The organism is Novosphingobium capsulatum NBRC 12533, from assembly GCF_001598375.1.
In the GTDB taxonomy this organism is placed as follows: Bacteria; Pseudomonadota; Alphaproteobacteria; order Sphingomonadales; family Sphingomonadaceae; genus Novosphingobium; species Novosphingobium capsulatum.
This window is the reverse complement of sequence record NZ_BCYV01000013.1, coordinates 180,514-199,697: the sequence shown is the minus strand read 5'-3', so window position 1 is coordinate 199,697 and position 19,184 is coordinate 180,514. Positions and strand designations below refer to the sequence as shown.

18 protein-coding genes are annotated in these 19,184 nt (G+C 66.7%); 11 read left to right on the top strand and 7 right to left on the bottom strand.

Going from position 1 to position 19,184, the window contains the following annotated elements:
- Positions 1-378: 378 nt before the first annotated feature.
- From SCA01S_RS13460 to SCA01S_RS13435, 6 genes are all read left to right on the top strand, one after another.
- Positions 379-1,065 carry a TetR/AcrR family transcriptional regulator gene (locus SCA01S_RS13460; RefSeq protein WP_054130605.1) on the top strand — a complete coding sequence of 229 codons (687 nt, stop codon included), beginning with the start codon at positions 379-381 and terminating at the stop codon, positions 1,063-1,065.
- 178 nt (positions 1,066-1,243) lie between these two features.
- The gene (locus SCA01S_RS13455) at positions 1,244-2,446 is read left to right on the top strand and encodes an amine dehydrogenase large subunit (RefSeq protein WP_062786333.1); all 1,203 of its coding nucleotides are present in this window, start codon (positions 1,244-1,246) and stop codon (positions 2,444-2,446) included.
- Entirely contained in the window at positions 2,443-3,021 is a 579-nt protein-coding gene (locus SCA01S_RS13450; protein WP_245652608.1) for a MauE/DoxX family redox-associated membrane protein, read from the top strand. Before SCA01S_RS13455 ends, SCA01S_RS13450 begins: the two co-directional genes overlap by 4 nt.
- Positions 3,022-3,027: 6 nt before the next feature.
- Positions 3,028-3,630 (top strand): thioredoxin domain-containing protein, encoded by a 603-nt coding sequence (locus SCA01S_RS13445; RefSeq protein ID WP_062786331.1) that lies wholly within the window; start codon positions 3,028-3,030, stop codon positions 3,628-3,630.
- 37 nt (positions 3,631-3,667) lie between these two features.
- A complete protein-coding gene (locus SCA01S_RS13440; RefSeq protein WP_022676185.1) occupies positions 3,668-4,216 on the top strand; it encodes a methylamine dehydrogenase light chain in 549 nt (182 codons plus the stop codon).
- Positions 4,217-4,227: 11 nt separating this feature from the next.
- The gene (locus tag SCA01S_RS13435; protein ID WP_062786328.1) at positions 4,228-4,773 is read left to right on the top strand and encodes a hypothetical protein; all 546 of its coding nucleotides are present in this window, start codon (positions 4,228-4,230) and stop codon (positions 4,771-4,773) included.
- A 31-nt stretch (positions 4,774-4,804) separates the two neighbouring features.
- Here SCA01S_RS13435 and SCA01S_RS13430 read toward each other — a convergent pair whose 3' ends face one another.
- A complete protein-coding gene (locus SCA01S_RS13430; RefSeq protein WP_062786325.1) occupies positions 4,805-6,550 on the bottom strand; it encodes an amidohydrolase in 1,746 nt (581 codons plus the stop codon).
- A 94-nt stretch (positions 6,551-6,644) separates the two neighbouring features.
- Between SCA01S_RS13430 and SCA01S_RS13425 the strand changes: the two genes are divergently transcribed.
- The 3 genes from SCA01S_RS13425 (at position 6,645) to SCA01S_RS13415 (ending at position 9,219) form a co-directional block, all read left to right on the top strand.
- Positions 6,645-7,811 carry an aminotransferase class I/II-fold pyridoxal phosphate-dependent enzyme gene (locus tag SCA01S_RS13425; protein ID WP_062786322.1) on the top strand — a complete coding sequence of 389 codons (1,167 nt, stop codon included), beginning with the start codon at positions 6,645-6,647 and terminating at the stop codon, positions 7,809-7,811.
- An 890-nt stretch (positions 7,812-8,701) separates the two neighbouring features.
- Positions 8,702-8,881: an SANT/Myb-like DNA-binding domain-containing protein gene (locus tag SCA01S_RS13420; RefSeq protein ID WP_054130888.1), complete on the top strand. Its 180-nt coding sequence runs from the start codon at positions 8,702-8,704 to the stop codon at positions 8,879-8,881.
- A 74-nt stretch (positions 8,882-8,955) separates the two neighbouring features.
- Positions 8,956-9,219 carry a hypothetical protein gene (locus SCA01S_RS13415; protein ID WP_028657822.1) on the top strand — a complete coding sequence of 88 codons (264 nt, stop codon included), beginning with the start codon at positions 8,956-8,958 and terminating at the stop codon, positions 9,217-9,219.
- Here SCA01S_RS13415 and SCA01S_RS13410 read toward each other — a convergent pair.
- Both SCA01S_RS13410 and SCA01S_RS13405 read right to left on the bottom strand, forming a co-directional pair.
- A complete protein-coding gene (locus SCA01S_RS13410; protein ID WP_062786319.1) occupies positions 9,209-9,712 on the bottom strand; it encodes an isoprenylcysteine carboxyl methyltransferase family protein in 504 nt (167 codons plus the stop codon). The two genes, SCA01S_RS13415 and SCA01S_RS13410, sit on opposite strands and share 11 nt — an antisense overlap.
- Positions 9,709-10,758, bottom strand: coding sequence for a type III polyketide synthase (locus SCA01S_RS13405; RefSeq protein WP_062786317.1), 1,050 nt, complete (start codon positions 10,756-10,758; stop codon positions 9,709-9,711). Before SCA01S_RS13405 ends, SCA01S_RS13410 begins: the two co-directional genes overlap by 4 nt.
- Positions 10,759-10,876: 118 nt before the next feature.
- Between SCA01S_RS13405 and SCA01S_RS13400 the strand changes: the two genes are divergently transcribed.
- Both SCA01S_RS13400 and SCA01S_RS13395 read left to right on the top strand, forming a co-directional pair.
- Positions 10,877-12,445, top strand: coding sequence for a DHA2 family efflux MFS transporter permease subunit (locus SCA01S_RS13400; protein ID WP_084390992.1), 1,569 nt, complete (start codon positions 10,877-10,879; stop codon positions 12,443-12,445).
- A gap of 118 nt (positions 12,446-12,563) precedes the next feature.
- Complete coding sequence (locus SCA01S_RS13395; protein WP_062786311.1) at positions 12,564-13,394, top strand: 23S rRNA (adenine(2030)-N(6))-methyltransferase RlmJ; 831 nt, start codon at positions 12,564-12,566, stop codon at positions 13,392-13,394.
- Positions 13,395-13,447: 53 nt separating this feature from the next.
- On the opposite strand, the gene uvrA is transcribed toward SCA01S_RS13395, so the two are convergent.
- The 4 genes from uvrA to SCA01S_RS13375 form a co-directional block, all read right to left on the bottom strand.
- Positions 13,448-16,408: an excinuclease ABC subunit UvrA gene (uvrA, locus tag SCA01S_RS13390; protein WP_062786308.1), complete on the bottom strand. Its 2,961-nt coding sequence runs from the start codon at positions 16,406-16,408 to the stop codon at positions 13,448-13,450.
- A gap of 113 nt (positions 16,409-16,521) precedes the next feature.
- On the bottom strand, positions 16,522-17,259 hold the full coding sequence (locus SCA01S_RS13385) for an ABC transporter ATP-binding protein (RefSeq protein WP_062786306.1): 738 nt from the start codon (positions 17,257-17,259) through the stop codon (positions 16,522-16,524).
- 13 nt (positions 17,260-17,272) lie between these two features.
- Complete coding sequence (locus SCA01S_RS13380; RefSeq protein ID WP_062786304.1) at positions 17,273-18,256, bottom strand: FecCD family ABC transporter permease; 984 nt, start codon at positions 18,254-18,256, stop codon at positions 17,273-17,275.
- The gene (locus tag SCA01S_RS13375; RefSeq protein ID WP_054130618.1) at positions 18,253-19,167 is read right to left on the bottom strand and encodes an ABC transporter substrate-binding protein; all 915 of its coding nucleotides are present in this window, start codon (positions 19,165-19,167) and stop codon (positions 18,253-18,255) included. Before SCA01S_RS13375 ends, SCA01S_RS13380 begins: the two co-directional genes overlap by 4 nt.
- Positions 19,168-19,184: the final 17 nt, after the last annotated feature.

The window sequence follows — 19,184 nt, the reverse complement described above, 5'->3', positions numbered from 1 at the left end:
GTGGACAAATTCCACAGCGCCACGGCTGGAGGCAAAAACCGCCAGTTCAAGGAGGCGAGGAAACGTAATATCGGCAATATTGCGTGACGAGCCGACGCGGAAATGGCGGTTTTTGGTCCAGCCCCGCAGGGGTTGCTCTATAAAAGGCCCTGGCAGCGTTGCTCGGCCTTGCAAGAGGCCCACTCTTGCTTCGTCCTCGCGCCTCCCCAGGGCCTTTTATAGAGCAACCGTGGCGTTGTGGAATTTGTCCACGCCGCCTTGAGCACTTTCCACCCTTGCCCCCGTCGCGCCCCCGGCACGGCGGGGGTCGTTTTATCTGCCGGCGCAGCTGCCACGGACAACTGGCCGTTTCGCTCTGCCCGTGGTAGCCTGGCGGGAATGACACCAGCAGACCGTGCCATCACCACCCCGCGTCCCGGTGGCTATGCCCGTGGCGCGGCCACGGCCGAAGCCATCGTCAAGGCCGCGCACAAGGTGCTGATCGAGGAAGGCGCCGCGCAGTTCACCGTGCGCCGCATCGCCGCCGAATGCGGGATGAAGGTGGGCAATGTCAGCTATCATTTCCCGCGCAAGGAAATGCTGGTCCAGCTCATGCTCGACGACATGCTGGAAAGCTATGACAAGGTACTCGACAACGAGGTGCGCCAGCCCGGCCTTACCGCGCAGGAGCGGCTGCGCCGTGTGATCGCGCTGTGCCTGGAAGATATTGCCGGCATGCGCACCACGCGCCTGTTTACCGAACTGTGGGCCATGGCCAACCACAACGCGGTGGTGGCAGAGCGGGTGGCGCAGTTCTATGCCCGCGTCCATGGGGTGATCTGCGAATATGTCAGCGCGCTGAACCCCGCGCTGTCTGCGGCCGAAACCCAGACCGTGGCGCTCTATATCAGCGCCTCGATGGAAGGGGCGACACCCTTTCTCGGCTATCGCAAGCCCTGGGCCGATCGCATGCCGGCGTTCATCGCGATCGCCGGCAAGGCGCTGGTGGAACTGGCCTGTACCATCACCCCGGACGACATCGCCGGGCTGGGCATGCCCACCCGCGATCCATGTGATGCCAGATAGCGCGAAAAGTTTTGCGGCACCTGCGAATGTCGCTTGACTGAAATAGGACATTCGTCAAAACTTGTGATCGCAATGGCATGTGGGGGCATGCCGGACTCGGGCAAACACCCGGTCCTTCGCGCCCTTGCCAATGCCGCGATCACCACGGGCTGTCACATTCGAACAGGGGCCGGCCACGATGACGTTTGCTGCCATCAAGGGGCGTTTTCTCGCAACTGCAACACTGGCCGTGGCGCTGGCCGGCGGCCTGCCTGGGGCGCTGGCGCCGTCGGCCATGGCGGCCCCGGTCGCCGCACCGATCGCGTCGGTGGAACCCGAACAGTCTGACGTGGCGCAGTTGACGCCGCCCAAGACCAGTTGGTTCTTCATCAACGGCGGGTTCACGTCCAATTCCTCGGTCATCTACGATACCGTCAGTGGCAAGCTGATCGGCCACGTCGAAACCCCGCAATTGACCGACCTGGCGCTCGATCCTGCGGGCAAGTTCTATTACGTGTCGTCCACCTTGTGGACCAAGGGCCTGCGCGGAACGCGGCAGGACTATGTCTCGGTGTTCGACAGCGTCGATCTCAAGCTTCAGGCCGATATTGCCATGCCGGGCCGCCTGCTGGTGGGCGGCCGGATGAACAATTTCGTGGTCAGCCCCGATGGCAAGTTCGGCTATGTCTACAACATGAGCCCGGCCTCTTCGGTCAACGTGATCGATCTGACGGCGCGCAAGTTCGTCAAGACGGTGGAACTGCCCGGCTGCGCCAGCCTGGTGCCGGTGCCCGGCGTGGGCCTGTCGGCGCTGTGCTCCGATGGCTCGCTCGCCACGCTGAGCCTGGCTGGCGGGAAAAGCCAGATCACCCGCAGCGATCCGTTCTTTTCGGCCACCGACGATCCGATCTTCGACAATTTCGAAGTCGATCGCGGGCACAACCAGATCGTGATGCTGAGCTATACCGGCAAGGTCTATACCGCCACGCTGGGGACCAAGCCGGTGATCGCCGCGCCGTTCTCGTTGCAGGAAGCCGCCGGCGTGCCGGCCGGATCGGCCGCGCCCAACCAGGTCAACTGGTATCCAGGCGGGGTGCAGCAGATGGCCCTGCACCGCGCCACGGGTCAGGTCTATATCCTGATGCACATGGGCGAGTTCTGGTCGCACAAAGCCGGCGCGAGCGAAGTGTGGCAACTCGACCTGGCGAGCCACAAGGTGGTCAAGCGCATGGCCGTGCCCGGCGAACCGCGCATGATTGCCGTGACGCAGGAAGCCGCCCCCCACCTGGTCTTCGCTGGCGAGGACGAGACGGTCTATGTCTATGACCTGGCCACCGGCAAGCAGGCGTGGAAGCTGGATCATGCCGGCAATGGTGTGATCACGGTGGCGCAGCCGCAGTGATCGCGCTCGGCGCCCCGGATGCGGCTCCTGCGGCGATCGGCCTGATGGCCGTGGCGCTGACCGGGCGCATTGCCACGGTAGGCGTGGGGCTGGTGTTCGTTTCGGCGGCAGCGGGCAAGCTGCGCCATCGGGCTTTGCTACCCGGCGTGATCGCCAATTACCGCCTCTTGCCGCCGGCCCTGGTGGCGCCTGTGGCCAGCGCCCTACCCGTGGCAGAACTGGTCCTGGGCGCCTGGCTGCTGTCTGGCCTGCTCGCGCCGCCAGCAGCCGCGCTTGCCGCGCTGCTGCTGGGCATTTTCGCCTGGGCCATGGCGGTCAACCTGCGGCGCGGGCGTGGGCATATCGATTGCGGCTGCGGCCATGCCGCGCTGCGCCAGCCGCTGGCCTGGCCGCTGGTCATGCGCAACGTGGTGCTGGCCGCGCTGCTGCTGCCGGCCCTGGCCATGGCGCCGCTGCCGGGCCAGGCCTGGCTGCTGGGCGCGGCTGGCGGGATCGTGCTGTTTCTGTTGGTGCAATTGTTCAATGCGATCGTGGCCCTGGCGGGTTCTCCGCTGGCCCCGGCGCGAAAAGGGTAGCGGGCGATGATGACGGCTCTGATCGTTTCACAAGGCATTTCCTGGGTGATCATCGCACTGCTGGTGGTGGCGCTGCTGGCCCTGGCCCGCCAGGTGGGCGTGCTGCACATGCGCGTGGCCCCGGCCGGCGCGCTGACCACGGCGGGCGGCCCCGCCGTGGGGGCAGCCAGCCAGGCCGTGGCCAGCCACACACTCGATGGCGCGGCGATCAGCGTGGGCGGCGCGGCCCCGGGCACGCCGCTGCGCCTGCTGATGTTCGTGTCTGCCTCGTGCCCGCTGTGCAAGAACCTGATCCCCATGGCCAAGTCCTTTGCCCGCGACGAGCGCGTGGCGCTGACCTTCGTGGGCGACGATACGGTGGACGCGCAGCGCGAGATGATCGCGCGCCATGGCCTGGAAGCCTATCCGTTCGTCAATGGGCCGGAAGTGGGCCAGGCCTTTGCCGTGGGCAAGCTGCCGTTTGCCGTGCTGCTCGATGACCAGGGCGTGGTCCTGTCCAAGGGGCTGGTCAACAGCCGCGAGCACCTCGAAAGCCTGGTGATTGCCCACGAAATGGGGGTTCATTCGGTGCAGGACTATGTCGCCCGCATGCATGGCGCGGTGGCCTGACGCAAACGCTACGAGAAAAGTTCTAGGGGCAACGATCATGATCCATTTCGATGCTGACAGCCTGGGCGAAAAGGTCTTGCGGCGCTTTGCCGGCGGCACGTCGCGCCGAGGCATCCTCGCCCGGCTGGGCACTGCGCTGGTGGCCGCGCCGCTATTCCCCGTGCTGCCGGTGAGCCGTGCCAATGCCGCGCCGGCCAAGCCCGATCGAGGGCCAGAGGCGAAGACCACCTTTGCCCGTGGCGCGCAGGTAACCGACAACACCAAGTGCGATTACTGGCGCTATTGCGCGATCGACGGCGCGCTGTGCACCTGCTGCGGCGGTGGGGTACACACCTGCCCGGCCGGGGCCGAACCCTCTCCGGTGTCGTGGGTGGGCACCTGCGTCAATCCCGAAGACGGCAAGTCGTACCTGATCGCCTATCGCGATTGCTGCGGCAAATCCTATTGCAACAAGTGCAATTGCGACAATGCCGACCGCGAAACGCAGATCTATGTGCCGCAGCTCAACAACGATATCATCTGGTGCTTCGGTACGCAGAGCATGGAATACCACTGCTCCACCGCCGTGCTGGTCGGCGCGGCCTGAGCGCAGCGGCCATGAAGATCGCGCGTCTTTCCCTGCTGGCGGCCACGGCATTGCTCAGCGCCAGCCTCGCCACGCGGCTAAGCGCGGCGCACGATGCCGCGCCCGCCCCCGCTGTGGCGCAACCGGTGATGGAAGATCCCAACCAGGCGCGGGTGGATTATATCGAGAATTGCGGCGGCTGCCACGGCGTGAACGGCAGCACGGTACCCGCGCAGCTGCCCGAACTGCTGGGCCGCGTCGGCTGGTTCATGTGCACGCCCGATAGCCGCGCCTATCTGCTGCGCCTGCCCAACGTCGCGCACAGCCGCATCCGCGACAATGCCGAGCTGGCCGATCTGATGAACTACGTGGTCTTCGTGCTGGGCGGGCATAGCGTGCCAGCCGGCACCCGCCCGTTCACCGCCGATGAAGTGGGCCGCGAGCGCCAGCATGCGCTGTCCAACGCCTCGCTTACCGCAGAGCGGCTGCGCCATGCCACGACTGCGGTAAAGCAGTGTCATGCCCCGCAGGATATCACGCTGCTCTATCCTGGCTACAATCCCGCGACGGCGCACTGACCCGCGCCGATCGGCGCGGGGCCGATGCCCGTCAGCGACGCAGGCGACTGTCGTAGACCAGCTTGCCACCCACGAACGTCATATCCACCTTGCCCTTGAGCAGGGCTTCGGGTGGTGCGGTCAGCGGATCGAACGGCAGCACGATCATGTCGGCCAGCTTGCCCGGTTCCAGCGTGCCCTTCTGGCTTTCTTCCCAAGACAGATAGGCGCCATTGGCGGTGTACATGCGAATCGCCTCGGCACGTGAAACAGCTTCTTCCGCGTCGTGCACCACGCCGCTGGGTCCCTTGCGGGTGATCGCGGCATAGAGGCCGACGAGCGGCCCCACCGGCAGGTTGTCGCTGCCAAAGGCCATGAACAGGCCGAATTTCTTTACCGGCGTGGCCACCGCATTGTTATGCGCCAGGCGCCAATCGTCCAGCACCTGGGTGTAGCGGTCTTCCAGGTTGTAGAGAAAATTGGGCTGCTGGGCGATCATCACCTTGTCGCGCGCCATGGTCTGCATCGTGGCATCGGGCGGCATGATCGTAAAATGATCGGTGAACCAGCGGTGGTCAGCCGGCATCTTGCCCTGCGCCGCCAGGCGTTTGAGCGCCATGTCATAGGCGTTGACGGTCTGCACGATGGCCGCGTCGCCAATGCAGTGCAGGCCCATCTGCCAGCCGGCCGCGGCCGCGGTATCGACCATCTCCTGAAGCTGCGCGTCGGTGAAGCGGCCCTTGCCGCGAAAGCCAGGCTGCCCCTTGTAATCGGCCAGCAGCCACGCGGTGGGGCCGGTAAAGCCGCCGTCCACCGCGTTCTCGCCAATCGCGCCCAGGCGCACATGATTGTCACCATAACCGGTGTTATGCGGGAAGGCCTTGAGCCGCGCGGCGCCGGGATAGCTGATGTACATGGTCACGCGCGGCAGGCGGTCACCCATTTCCGCATAGAGTTCGCGCGCGCGGCGAAAGGTCATTCCCGCGCCCAGCAGGTCCAGCCCCTGCTCGCCGGGCGCCGGGCCGCCCGCACCATAGGGCTCGTCGTCGATCGATCCGCTGGCATCGTGGAAACTGGTAATGCCCAGCGCCAGGATGGAGCGGAGCCAGGTGACCGTCGCCGGCTTCATCACGTCCCAGCCGGGCTGGGGGATCAGGCGCAGCACCGCGCCATAGCTTTCGCGGATGATACCGTTGGGCTCGCCATTGGCATCATGCTCGATCAGCCCGCCGGCGGGATCGGGCGTGTTGCGGTCGATCCCCGCCAGCTTCAGCGCGAGGCTGTTGGCCACGGCCGAATGCGATCCGGCGCGCACCAGCAACACGGGATTGTCAGGCACGGCCGCATCGAGATCGGCACGGGTTATGTTGCGCTTTTCCGCAAGGTTGGCTTCCTGCCAGCCATAGCCGGTGATCCATTGCCCTGGCCCCAGCGCGCGGGCCTTGTCGCGCAGCATGCCCTGCACCTGTGCCATGCTGGTGGCGCTGGCCACGGCAATGTCGCTGGGCTTGATCGGCGCGGGATGCAGATGCGTATCGATGAAGCCGGGCATCAGGGTGCGGCCTTTGAGATCGACCACATCGCGCGCCGCAAAGCGCTTGAGCAGCCCTTCCCCGCCCACCGCGACAATACGATCGCCGCGCACAACCACAGCCGACGCCACGGCGAAGCGCTTGTCCACCGTCAGCACCTGGCCATTGTGCAGGATCAGGTCTGCCATCTGGCGCGCCTGCGCCCCACTGGCGCCGCACAGCACCAGTGCCAATCCCGCCACGCCTGCCTGCCACGCCTTGCGCATTGCCTTGCCCCCGGTTCGCCTGAAAGAGGCTAGCAAATTGTGATCTCAGTGCAACAGGCTTTGCGTCGGCGCATCGGGTGCCTAAGATCGCGGGATGACCGCGCCTTCGCTGAACCCGCTCTATGCCACCATGCCCACCACGATTTTCGAGGCGATGTCGGCCCTCGCGCGGGAGCATGGCGCGATCAACCTCGGCCAGGGCTTTCCCGATGGCCCGCCGCCGCCCGCCCTGGCGCAAGCCGCCGCGCGCGCCATGGCGGAACGATCGCAGCAATATCCCCCGATGGCCGGCGTGCCCGAACTGCGCGATGCGGTCGCCGCGTTCTATGGCCGGCGGCAGGGCCTGGCCCTGGCGCGCGAGCATGTCATCGTTACGTCGGGCGCGACGGAGGCGGTGGCGGCGGCGATCCTTGCCACTGTCCGCGCGGGAGACGAGGTGCTGGTGCTGGCGCCGGCCTATGACGCCTATGCCCCGCTGGTGCGCCGCGCTGGCGGCGTGCCGGTGTTCGTGGGCCTGGCGCCGCCCGATTGGGCCATGCCGATCGATGCGCTGCGCGCCGCGGTCACGCCGCGCACGCGCGCGCTGATCCTCAACGATCCGCTCAATCCCACCGGTACGGTGACCAGCGCAGCAGAGCGGGCGGCCCTGGCGCAGCTCTGCGTTTCCGCCAACCTGATCGCCATCTGTGACGAGGTGTGGGAGGTGGTGCGGTTCGATGGCCTGCGCCATGCCTCGCTGATGGCAGAGCCAGGCATGGCCGCGCGCACGATCAAGGTGGGATCGGCCGGCAAGATCTTTGGCGCCACGGGGTGGAAGGTGGGCTGGCTCGTGGCCGATCCGGCACTGGCGACGGTGGTTGCGCGCGCGCACCAGTTCCTGACGTTCACCACCCCGCCGATGCTGCAATGGGCCGTGGCAGAGGGATTGGCCGATGATGCCCTGATCGATGCCCAAGTGGCCGATTGGGCCGCATCGCGCCAGGCGCTGCTGGAAGCGCTGGCCCACCATGGCTTTGCCACCCTGCCCGGCAGCGCCACCTGGTTTTCGTGCATCGATCTGGCGCAGAGCGGCGTGCCCCTGGATGATCGCACCTTCGCCACGCGCGCCGTCGCCGAAGCGGGCGTGGCAACCATTCCGCTTTCCGCGCTGTGGGAAGGCCCGCCCGCGCCGCGCCATATCGTGCGGCTGTGCCACTGCAAGCCGCCGCCCATGCTGCGCGCCGCCGTGGGAAAGCTCGCCGCGTGGCGCGATGGTTTGTGACAGGTTGAACCGCTCGTCCCGCCTGTCAAACCATCCGCAAAATTCCCTCTTGCGCGACTCGAAAGACAGGCGCAGCATCCCTTCATCGACAGGAAAACGTGCCGCCGATCAGCTGGTACAAGCCGATGATTTACGGCGCTATTTTCTTGAAGTGCAAGCCTTTTGCCAAACGGAACACCGGCCATGTCCGCTCGTGCCTTCACGGCATGGTGAGCGGGTGTGACGGCGCCCGCGAGGGGGCTTGCGGCAATGGTTTTGTGCGCAGCAATTCCGCCTTGGCTGGTGTCTGGACACGCGGCCTGGAACTGTTTCGCAACCACCATATGCCTGTCCTTTGCCCCGGCGGGGTCCGTCCCGTGCGTTCTTGATCGGCGCGCGTGGGAGCGGTGCTTCGAGGCAAAGGCCACGCCCGTGATGCCGCCCGCAAGCGGCGTTGCGCAGCAGGTCAGGCCTCGCTCTTCCCCGAGCGGGCGATACGGACCGTGCACGGGAGCTTTGGCGCCGCCTGGCCATGCCGGACGCCGCCAACGGCCCAGGGGCTTCGTGCCCTGGAAGGCCCCCGCCCTCGGCCCGTCGGCCATGGCCGAACACAACGCCGGTTAAACGGCCACAGGCGCATTGGGGGCCGGCAGCGATGCCGGCCCCCGTTTTCTGTGGCTTATACCAACCTGCACGGTTTCCAACCCATGAGGATTGCGCTCCCCCGTTCGTTGGCGAGGAGCGGCCGCAGCAGCGATGTGGGCGCATCGTTGCAAGGTCGCGACAAAGTCCAACGGACGGGGGAGCGCAACCCTGCGGGCGCCTTCTGGCGACCTCATGGGTTGGAAACCGTGCAGGTTGGTATTACCGTTTTCTTGGACAGGCGCCCCGCCATGCCCTACCGCGCGGCCATGGCCGAAAAGTTCGAACGTCATCGCCAGCCCTGGACTCCTGCTGAACTCCAGAAGCTTCACACCCTCGCCAAAAAGGGCATGGGCCTCAAATCCATTGCCAAGGCGCTCACCCGCACCGAGGAATCGGTCAAGGATCGGGCCAAGGCCGATGGCCTGAGCATTGCCAAGCTGCGTTGACAAGCTTGGGTTCAGGCAGTCCAATCGATACGGTGGGCCGTCGCAACTGCACCCTGTTTGCAAGGAAACCGTTCATGAATGCACGTGCTGCCAGCGTTATTCTGGGTCTTGGTGCCATGCTGATCGGCATGAGCCAGACGCCCGCTTTGGCCGAGGCTGATCCCGGCAAGAAGGCCTGCGTGCAGGAAGCGCGGCGGCTGTGCCCGGCCGAGATGAAATCGTTGAGCCGCAAGAAGGTGGAAGCCTGCATGATCGCCAAGATCAATGAGACTTCCCCCGTGTGCCACGCCGCGATGCTGCGCATCCGCGCAGAACGCCAGGCGGCCGCTAAGCGCTGATTCCGGCGCTGCCGTAGAGCGCGCTGTTCTCTGCCCTGATCCGCACCGTCAGCATGGCGGCGTTGAGCACAGTAAACAGCAGCGCTACCCACACCAGGCCAAACGTCAACGGCAGCACCGCGATTTCGGCGGTCACCACCATGTAGTTGGGGTGGCGCACGAAACGGAACGGCCCACGCTTTACCAGCGGCGCGTCACGCGTGACGATAATGCGTGTGGTCCAGCGCGGGCCCAGCGTGGCCAGCACCCACACCCGCAGCAGCTGCAGCACGGCAAATACCGCCAGCAGCGGCAGAAAGATCGGGCGGCCACCCACCGTGAACCACAAGACCGCCAGCCATGCGGTGTGCATGGCCACCATCACCGGATAGTGATTGGCGCCCACTTCGCGCGCGCCTTGCGCCATCAGGCGCGCGGTGTTGCGCCGGGCGATCACCAGCTCGCTCAGGCGTTGCAGCGTGACAAAGGCCATGATGGCATAGGCCGCGTTCATGCCGCACACCGCAGCGTGAGCGACGACGCAGTAAACCCCGGCCCCAGCGCGCTCATCACGCAAAGCGGCGGCAGCCCCTCTTGCCGATAGCGATCCAGCACGAACAGCACCGTTGGTGCAGACATATTGCCGTGATCCCGCAAAACCTCGCGCTCCTTGACCAGTGCGCCTTGTTTCAGAGCAAGGGCGCTTTCCAATGCATCGACCACCTTGGCCCCGCCGGGATGGCAGATGAAGCGGTCAACGTCCTCGATCCGCAAGCCTTGCGGGGCAAGCATCTCCTCCATCGCCTGGCGCATTTCCTGCCGGGCAAAGGCGGGAATGGCCCGGTTGAGCACGACGCCCAGGCCGGTTGGCTCTGCCTGCCAGCCCATGATGTCGAGCGTGTCGGGCCAGGTCTTTTCGGCGCTGGCGGTAATCTCGGCAAAGCCGCCCTCGCCGCTGCGCAGCACGCAGGCCGCAGCCCCGTCGCCGAACAGCGCGGTCGAAACGATATCGGCCTTGTCCGCCCGGTCGGTGCGCAAGGCCATGCTGCACAGCTCCACCGTGACGAACAGCACATGCGATCCGGGCGTGGCGTGGGCGAGCTTGCTTGCCAGGCCCAGCCCGGTTGTGCCGCCGGCGCAGCCCAGCCCGAACACCGGCACGCGCACTACATCGGTGCGGAACAGCATCCGTGCCATAGCGCGCGCCTCCAGGCTGGGGGTGGCGATGCCGGTGGACGACACGGTAACGATGGTATCCACCTGGTCGGCGCGCAGATCGGCCTGGGCCAGCGCCTGCTCCGCCGCCGCGACCCACAGATCGAGCGCCACCTCCAGATAGACCGCGCTGCGTTCGGCAAAGCTGCGTTCCTGGCGATACCAGGCCACCGGCCGCGCCAGTTGCCGGGTGTGGACACCGGCGTTGGTATAGACCGCGGCCAGCCGCTCGAAATCGGCGAAATGCCCGCCAATGAGCGTACGCGCCGTGGCGATCGCCTCTTCCTGGGGCAGGATATTCGGGGGAGTTTCGGTGGCAAGCGAGAGAATTGAAACGGGCAGCATCTACGGTATCGCCTGCAAGACCGGCGAACCGGTGAAAAAGGTGCAGCCCGAAACGATTTTGACGAGAGCGAGTTCCTTGCCTGCGATAGGACAGGGGCGCATTCGCACAGGAGAATCGATGGCTGGACGCATGGTTGGCACGGACGCCCCGAGCCTAGGCGAAAGAGACGGCGCAAGCTATCGCGAATGGATCGGCTTTATCCTGATGTGCCTGGGCATGTTCATGGCCATCCTCGATATCCAGATCGTCGCCACGTCGCTGCCCGCCATCCAGGCGGCGATCGGCATCGCGCCCGATCGCATGGTGTGGGTGCAGACCGCCTATCTCACTGCCGAAATCGTCGCGATCCCGCTGACCGGGTTTCTTACCGCGCGGCTCGGCATGCGCTGGCTATTCGTGGCGGCGGCCTGCCTGTTCACACTGGCTTCGGCAGGGTGCGCGGCCAGTGGCGGCTTTGCCCAGCTGATCGCCTGGCGCGTGGTGCAGGGTTTTGCCGGCGGAACGCTGATCCCGGCGGTGTTTGCCGCGGTGTTCCTGCTATTTCCGCCGCGTAGCCAGGGCCTTGCCACCACGATCGCCGGCGTGGCGGCGGTGCTGGCCCCCACCATCGGCCCGATCGTGGGCGGGTGGATCACCCAGTCCTATTCCTGGCACTGGCTGTTTCGCGTCAACATCGTGCCCGGCATCGTTGCCAGCCTGGGGGTGCTGATCTTTCTGCGTGGCAAGGAAACCGGGCGGCAGGCTGGCCGGCCGATCGACGCGCTGGCGCTGGTGCTGCTCGCCGCCGCGCTGGTGGCGCTGCAACTCGGCCTCAAGGACGCGCCGTCGCGCGGGTGGGCAGACCTGCGCGTGGTGGCACTGCTTTGCGCATCGGGCATCAGCGCGATAGGCTTTGTCTGGCGCACGATGACATCCTCTGCCCCGCTGGTGGAACTGCGCTGCTTTGCCGATCGCAACTTCACCATCGGCTGCCTGCTCAGCTTCGTTCTCGGCTTCGGGCTGTTTGGCTCGACTTATCTCATGCCCTTCTTCCTGGGCCTGGTGCGCGAACACGGCCCGCTGCGCATTGGCGAGATCATGCTGGTAACCGGCTGCACGCAGCTGCTGGTCGCGCCGATCGCAGTCTATGCCGAACGCCGGATGGACCCGCGCCTGCTCGCCGGCTTTGGCTTCGTGCTGTTCGCCATCGGCCTGCTGCTCAGCACCGGGCAGACCGAGCAGACCGATTTCCGCGCGATGATCCTGCCCCAAATCGTGCGTGGCGCCGCCATCATGTTCTGCCTGCTGCCGCCAACCCGCATGGCATTGGGGCGGCTACCCGATCGGCTCGTGGCCGATGCCAGCGGGCTGTTCAACATGATGCGCAACCTGGGCGGCGCGGTCGGCCTGGCGCTGATCGACACCACGATTTTCAGCCGCGCCGCCACCGCCAGCAACCACATCGCCGACCAGTTGCGCGCCGGTGACGTGGCCACCGCCGTGCGCATCGGCATTCCGCGCGACGCCTTCCTGGAACAGCGCGGCCAGCCGCTCGACGATTTCACCACCGAGATGGTGCGGCCCCTGGTGGAAAAGGCCGCGCTCGTTCCTGCGGTCAATGCCGCCTGGCTGCTATGCGGCGTGCTGGTCGCGCTCGCGGTCCTGGCGCTGTGGTTCGTGCGCCGGGATACGGCGCTGCGCGACTGACACGGCTGGTCTGGTGAAGAATGACGTCGCAGGCTAAGGGCGCTGTCGCAGCGGTGCGACCAGGGCGTGCCAGCCCGCGTGCCCGCCTCTCGGCAGACCGTCAGGATTTTGAAGCAGCATGAATTACCGCCATTCCTTCCATGCGGGCAACAGCGCCGATGTCGTCAAGCATGCCCTGCTGATCGCGCTGGTGCGGGCCTTGCAGCAAAAAGACGGCGCGCTGACCCTGATCGACACCCATGCCGGCTGCGGGATTTACGACCTGCGCGGCGATGCGGCCCAGCGCACCGGCGAAGCGACGCAGGGCGTTATGCGGGCCTTTGCCGACCAGAACCCCCTGCTGGACGACTATCGCGCCGCCGTGCAGGCCGTGAACGAGGGCGCGGAGCCACAGCTCTATCCCGGTTCGCCACGGTTTCTTGCGCAACTGCTGCGGCCGCAGGATCTGCTGATCCTGAACGAAAAACACCCGGACGATGCCTATGCCCTGCGCGGCGCAATGCGCGATACGCCCGCCGCCGTGCATCAGCGTGATGCCTATGAGCTATGGCTGGCGATGGTGCCGCCCCGCACCGCGCGTGGACTGGTGGTGGTCGACCCGCCTTATGAACAGACCGACGAACGCGCGCGGATCGTCACGACGCTTGCCGCAGCCCAGCGCAAATGGGCCCATGGCGTGACGGTGATCTGGTATCCGCTCAAGGACCGCGCCGCGCATGTCCGGTGGAAAGAACAGCTGCGCAAGCTGCGCATCCCGAAACTGCTGACCATCGAACATTGGCTCTATGATGCCGACCAGCCGGGCATCTACAACGGGGCCGGGCTGTTCATCGTCAACCCGCCCTACGCCTTTACCCAGGCACTGCCGCCCATGCTCGAAGCGCTGCGCGCCGCGCTGGCCCCGGAAGGGCACCGGGGCGAGCTTGCCGCCGCCTGGCTGGGCGCGTGATCGGGCGGCCTGCCGCGTAGCCCCTCGCCGCACGGCGGCGAGGGGCCTGTCGCTCACCGCTTCAGCAACGGCGCCAGATAGTGCCCGGTAAAGCTCGCCTTGTTCTTGGCGACCTGTTCCGGCGTGCCCACGGCCACCACTTCGCCGCCGCGCACGCCGCCTTCGGGGCCCATGTCGATGATCCAGTCGGCGGTCTTGATCACATCCAGATTGTGTTCGATCACCACCACGCTGTTGCCCTGCTCCACCAGGCGGTGGAGCACTTCCAGCAGCTTGCGCACGTCTTCGAAATGCAGGCCCGTGGTGGGCTCATCGAGGATGTAGAGCGTCTTGCCGGTGGAGCGACGGGCCAGTTCCTTGGCCAGCTTCACGCGCTGCGCTTCGCCGCCCGATAGCGTGGTGGCCTGCTGCCCCACCTTGACATAGCCCAGGCCCACTTCGCCCAGCATGGCCATGCGATCGCGGATCGGGGGCACGGCCTTGAAGAACTCCACCGCGTCTTCGATCGTCATGTCGAGCACGTCGGCGATGGAGTGGCCCTTGAACTTCACCTCCAGCGTTTCGCGGTTGTAACGCTTGCCGCCGCATTCCTCGCACGTCACGTAGACATCGGGCAGGAAGTGCATCTCGATCTTGATCAGGCCATCGCCCTGGCACGCCTCGCAGCGTCCGCCCTTGACGTTGAAGCTGAACCGCCCGGCCTTGTAGCCGCGCGCCTGCGCCTCGGGCAGGCCGGCAAACCAGTCCCGGATCAGGGTGAACGAACCGGTATAGGTCGCCGGGTTGGAGCGCGGGGTGCGGCCAATCGGCGACTGGTCGATCTCGATCACCTTGTCGCAATGCTCCAGGCCCTTGATCGCGTCATGCGCGCCGGCCACCACGCGCGCGCCATTGAGCACACGGGCAGCACCGGCCTGCAGCGTATCGATGGTGAGGCTGGACTTGCCCGAGCCCGACACACCCGTGACGCAGCAGAACGTGCCGAGCGGAATCTTGGCCGTCACGTTCTTAAGATTGTTGGCCCGCGCGCCTTCCACCACCAGGGACAAGCCATTGCCCTTGCGGCGCTTCTTGGGCACCTCGATCCGGCGCGCGCCGGTCAGGTATTGCCCGGTGAGGCTGTCGGGATTGGCGAGGATATCGTCGAGCGTGCCCTGGGCGACGATCTCGCCGCCGTGGACGCCCGCGCCGGGGCCGAGATCGACGACATAGTCCGCCGCGCGGATCGCGTCCTCGTCATGCTCTACCACGATCACCGTGTTGCCCAGGTCGCGCAGCCGCTTCAAGGTTTCGAGCAGGCGGTCGTTGTCGCGCTGGTGCAGGCCGATCGACGGTTCGTCGAGCACGTAGAGCACGCCCGACAGGCCCGAACCGATCTGGCTGGCCAGGCGAATGCGCTGCGATTCCCCGCCCGACAGCGTGCCCGAGGTGCGATCGAGGTTGAGGTAATCGAGCCCGACATTGTTGAGGAAGCCAAGACGCTCGTTGATTTCCTTGAGGATCGCCTTGGCAATCTGGCTCTGCTGGCTGGTCAGCTTCGCGTCGAGCGTGGCGAACCATTCCAGTGCATCGCTGACCGACAGGCGCGTGCTGGCAGAAATGTCGTTGCCCGCCACTTTCACGCTCAACGCCTCGGGCTTCAACCGCGCGCCGTTGCAGGTTTCGCAGGGCTGCGCGGTCTGGAACTTGCCCAGTTCCTCGCGCATCCAGGCGCTTTCGGTTTGCAGCATGCGGCGATTGAGATTGCCGATCACGCCTTCGAACGCCTTGGAAACGGTGTAGCTCTTCTTGCCGTCGATGAAGGTCAGCGGCACGGCCTTGCCCGCCGTGCCATGCAGGATCACGATCTTCACCTCGCCCGGCAGCTTGTCCCACGGGGTATCGAGGTTGAAGCCGAAATGATCAGCCAGGCTGGCCAGCACCTGCATGTAATAGGGACTGGGCGGGTTGGACTTGGCCCAGGGCACGATCGCGCCCTGCTTGAGGCTCAAATGCTCGTTCGGCACCACCAGTTGCGGATCGAACAGCAGCTTTTCGCCCAGCCCGTCACACGCCGGGCACGCCCCCTGCGGCGCGTTGAACGAGAACAGCCGCGGTTCGAGCGCGTCGAGCGTGAAGCCCGAGACCGGGCAGGCAAACTTTTCCGACAGGACAATCCGGTTGTCGGGCAGGCCGGCGCCCTTGAGTTGGCCTTTCGCTGTGCCTTTCTTGGCCTTTTCCCGCGCCGCCTCGCCATTCAATTCAGCCACGGTCGTGTCGGCCAGGTCGATGAAGACCAGCCCATCGGCCAGCTTGAGCGCCTGCTCGAAACTGTCGGCCAGGCGCGTCTGGATGCCGTCCTTCACCGCGATGCGGTCGACCACCACCTCGATATCGTGCTTGTACTTCTTGTCGAGCGCGGGGGCGTCTTCGATCGCGTAAAGCTCACCATCGATGCGCACGCGGGTGTAGCCCGCCTTCTGCCACTCGGCGAGTTCCTTGCGGTATTCGCCCTTGCGGCCGCGCACCACCGGCGCCAGCAGATAGGCGCGCGTGCCTTCGGGCAGGGCCATCACGCGATCGACCATCTGGCTGACGGTCTGCGCGCTGATCGGCAGGCCGGTGGCCGGCGAATAGGGCACGCCGATCCGCGCCCAGAGCAGGCGCATGTAGTCATAGATTTCGGTGACCGTCGCCACGGTGGAGCGCGGGTTGCGGCTGGTGGTCTTCTGCTCGATCGAGATCGCCGGCGAGAGGCCGTCGATGTGCTCCACATCGGGCTTCTGCATCATTTCCAGGAACTGGCGCGCATAGGCCGACAGCGATTCGACATAGCGCCGCTGCCCTTCGGCATAGATCGTGTCGAACGCCAGGCTGGACTTGCCCGAACCGGACAGGCCGGTGATCACCACCAGGCTGTCGCGCGGCAGATCAACATCGATCCCCTTGAGGTTGTGCTCGCGCGCGCCGCGCACGGAAAGGGTGGTCAGCGCGGAGCGAGCGGCACCGGGCGCACGTGTGGGGGCGGTCGACATGAAGGGCAATGTTCCAGATTTGTTCGATTCACGCAAGCCTGTCGCAGCGCAGCAAGAACCGCGCAAGATGGCTCGGTGGGCAAGGGCGATTGGCCCCTGATGTGGGGAGCCGATCAGCCGATCGCAAGCGCGCGGCTGCGCCCATCGCCCACCCAGCGTGCCTTGACGCCCCAGACCCCGGCCAGCACGCCTTCGGCCAGCGCCAGGTGCGGCGCGCCGTTGGCGGCCACGGTGCCACGGTCGAGCACGATGACGTGATCGGCATGGTTCATCGCCAGGGCCAGATCGTGCAGCACCACCACCACGCCCACGCCCTGCCCTGCCAGGCGGCGAAAATGGGCGAGCAGCGCCTGCTGGTGGGCCAGGTCGAGCGCAGCCAGCGGCTCGTCTGCCAGAATCCAGCGCGGCTGTCCGGCCAGGACCCGCGCCAGCAGCGCGCGTGCCCGCTCCCCGCCCGACAGCGTGCCCACCTCGCGCCCGGCAAGGCCGGTAAGGTCAAGTGCCTGCAAGGCTGCCATGGTTGCGGCCGCGTCTATCCGCATCGGTGTGCGGTGCGGCAGGCGGCCCAGCCGCACCAGCGTTTCCACCGTCACGTTCCACGCCACCTCGCCCGCTTGCGGCAGATAGCCGATGGCAATGGCGCGTTCGCGCGCGGTCAGTTCGGCCAGGCGATGCTGCCCCAAAGACACGTGCCCGCCATCGGGCTCTTCCAGGCCAGCAAGCGCCGAAAGCAGCGTGGACTTGCCTGCTCCGTTCGGCCCGCAAATCGCGGTCAGGCGTCCTGGCGACAGCCCCACGCGCACATCGCGCAGGCGGCCCACCATGGTGACGGCATCGGCAACAAGATCCATAGCCCCGGGCCTCTCAAGCCAGGCCGCGCCGCAGGCGCAGCAAAAGATGCAGGAAGAACGGCGCGCCCAGCAGGCTGAGCGCTATGCCCAGGCGCAGCTCACCGCCCGCCAGCGGCAGGCAACGGCACAGCGAATCGGCGAGCAGCAGCAACAGTGCGCCGGCCAACGCGCTGGGCAGCAGCAGGCTGGATGGGCGGCGATCGGTGAACGGGCGCACGATATGCGGCACCATCAGCCCGACAAAGCCGATGACCCCGGCCGCCGAAACCCCGGCACCCACAACCAGGCCCACGCCCACCACCATCAATCCGCGCAAGGCCACCGGATCGAGGCCCATCGAGCGGGCCGCCAGTTCGCCCAGGGTGAGCGCATCGAGCGCCGGCCCGGCACGCCACAGCAGCACCAGCCCCAGCGCGGTGAGCGGCGCGGCCAGCGCCACATCGTGCCAGCTGCGATCGGTCAGCGCGCCCATCAGCCAGGTGACAATCTCGGTCAGGGCAAAGGGATTGGGCGCCAGGCTGATCGCCAGGCTGGTCAACGCGCCGGCGAGGCTGGACAGCATCATGCCGGCCAGCGTGAACAGCGCCACGCCCCCGGCCAGGCCCGTGCGCGGTCCCGACGCGATCAGTGCCAGCAGCACCATGCCCCCAGCGGCGCCCGCCAGGGCCATCGCCGGCAGCGCGAAAGGCTGCACCGCAAAGCCGGTAAACAGCGACAGCACCGCACCTAGCGCGGCGAGCGGCGCCACCCCGAACAGGCCGGGATCGGCCAGGGGATTGCGCAGATAGCCCTGCATCGCCGCACCCGCCGCGCCCAGTCCGGCCCCGACGATCACCGCCAGCACCGCGCGCGGCAGGCGCAGTTGCGCCAGGATCACCGTGGCATTGGCACCGGCCGGATCGAACGGATTGATCCACACCTGCCCGGCCAGCAGGCACAGCGGAAACAGCACGAGCAGCAAGCCACCCAGCACCAGGGGCAAGGCAGCACGGTTCATGGCATCGCTTCCAGCTCTTGGCGCACCGCCACCATGCGGTTCAGGAACCGGGGAATGGTTGGGCCGCCGCAATAGATCAGGTTGGGGGAAATCGGCACGCGCGCGGTGTGGCGCAGCGCCGCCAGCGCGGGATGGAACAGCAGGCGGTCTTCCTGCGGCGCGGCCTGATCGGCCAGGGTGCCGCGCGGGGTGCCCACGGCCATGATCACGCGCGGCGGATCGGCCAGCATGCGCTCCAGCGACAGGCGTTCGGATTGGCCCAGGCCGCGTTGCGCACTGAAATTGGCAAAGCCGGCACGCATCATCAGGTCTGATGCCAGGGTATTCTGGCCCGGCACCAGGCCGCCCGGTTCCCACAGCACGGCCGTGATCGGCGCCGTGCCCGGCGGCGGCGCCGCGGCGGCGACTGCGCGGTCGATCCGCGCGATCAGCGCGGCGCCGCGCGCCGGCTGCCCGGCCCAGCCGGCCAGGCTGCGCACCTGGGCGCGCGCGGCATCGAGCGATTCGGCAATGCCCACCGTTTCCACGCGCAGGCCCAGCCCGCGCAACGCCGCCAGCGTGGCCGGATCGGCATAGGTGCTGGTCACCACCAGATCGGGATGCAGCGCCAGCACGCTTTCTACCGCGCCATCGGTGGTGGCAAAGCGCATGGCCTGCGCCACGTCCATCGAGGTTTGTGCCGGATCGCGGCTGTAGGAAGACAGCGCCAGGATCTGCGCGGGATCGGCCACTTCTGCCAGGATCGCATCGCTGCAAGGGTTGAGCGACACGATCCGGGGCAGACGATCGGTGGCCTGCGGATCGGCGGGAGCCACCTGCGCGCACCCGCCCAGCATCAGCGCCAGCACCACGGCACCGCGCCCCATGCGCCGGCAGAGCAAGGCAAAGTCAGGCACGATGCGGCCGCTCACGGCAAAGCCATTCCTCC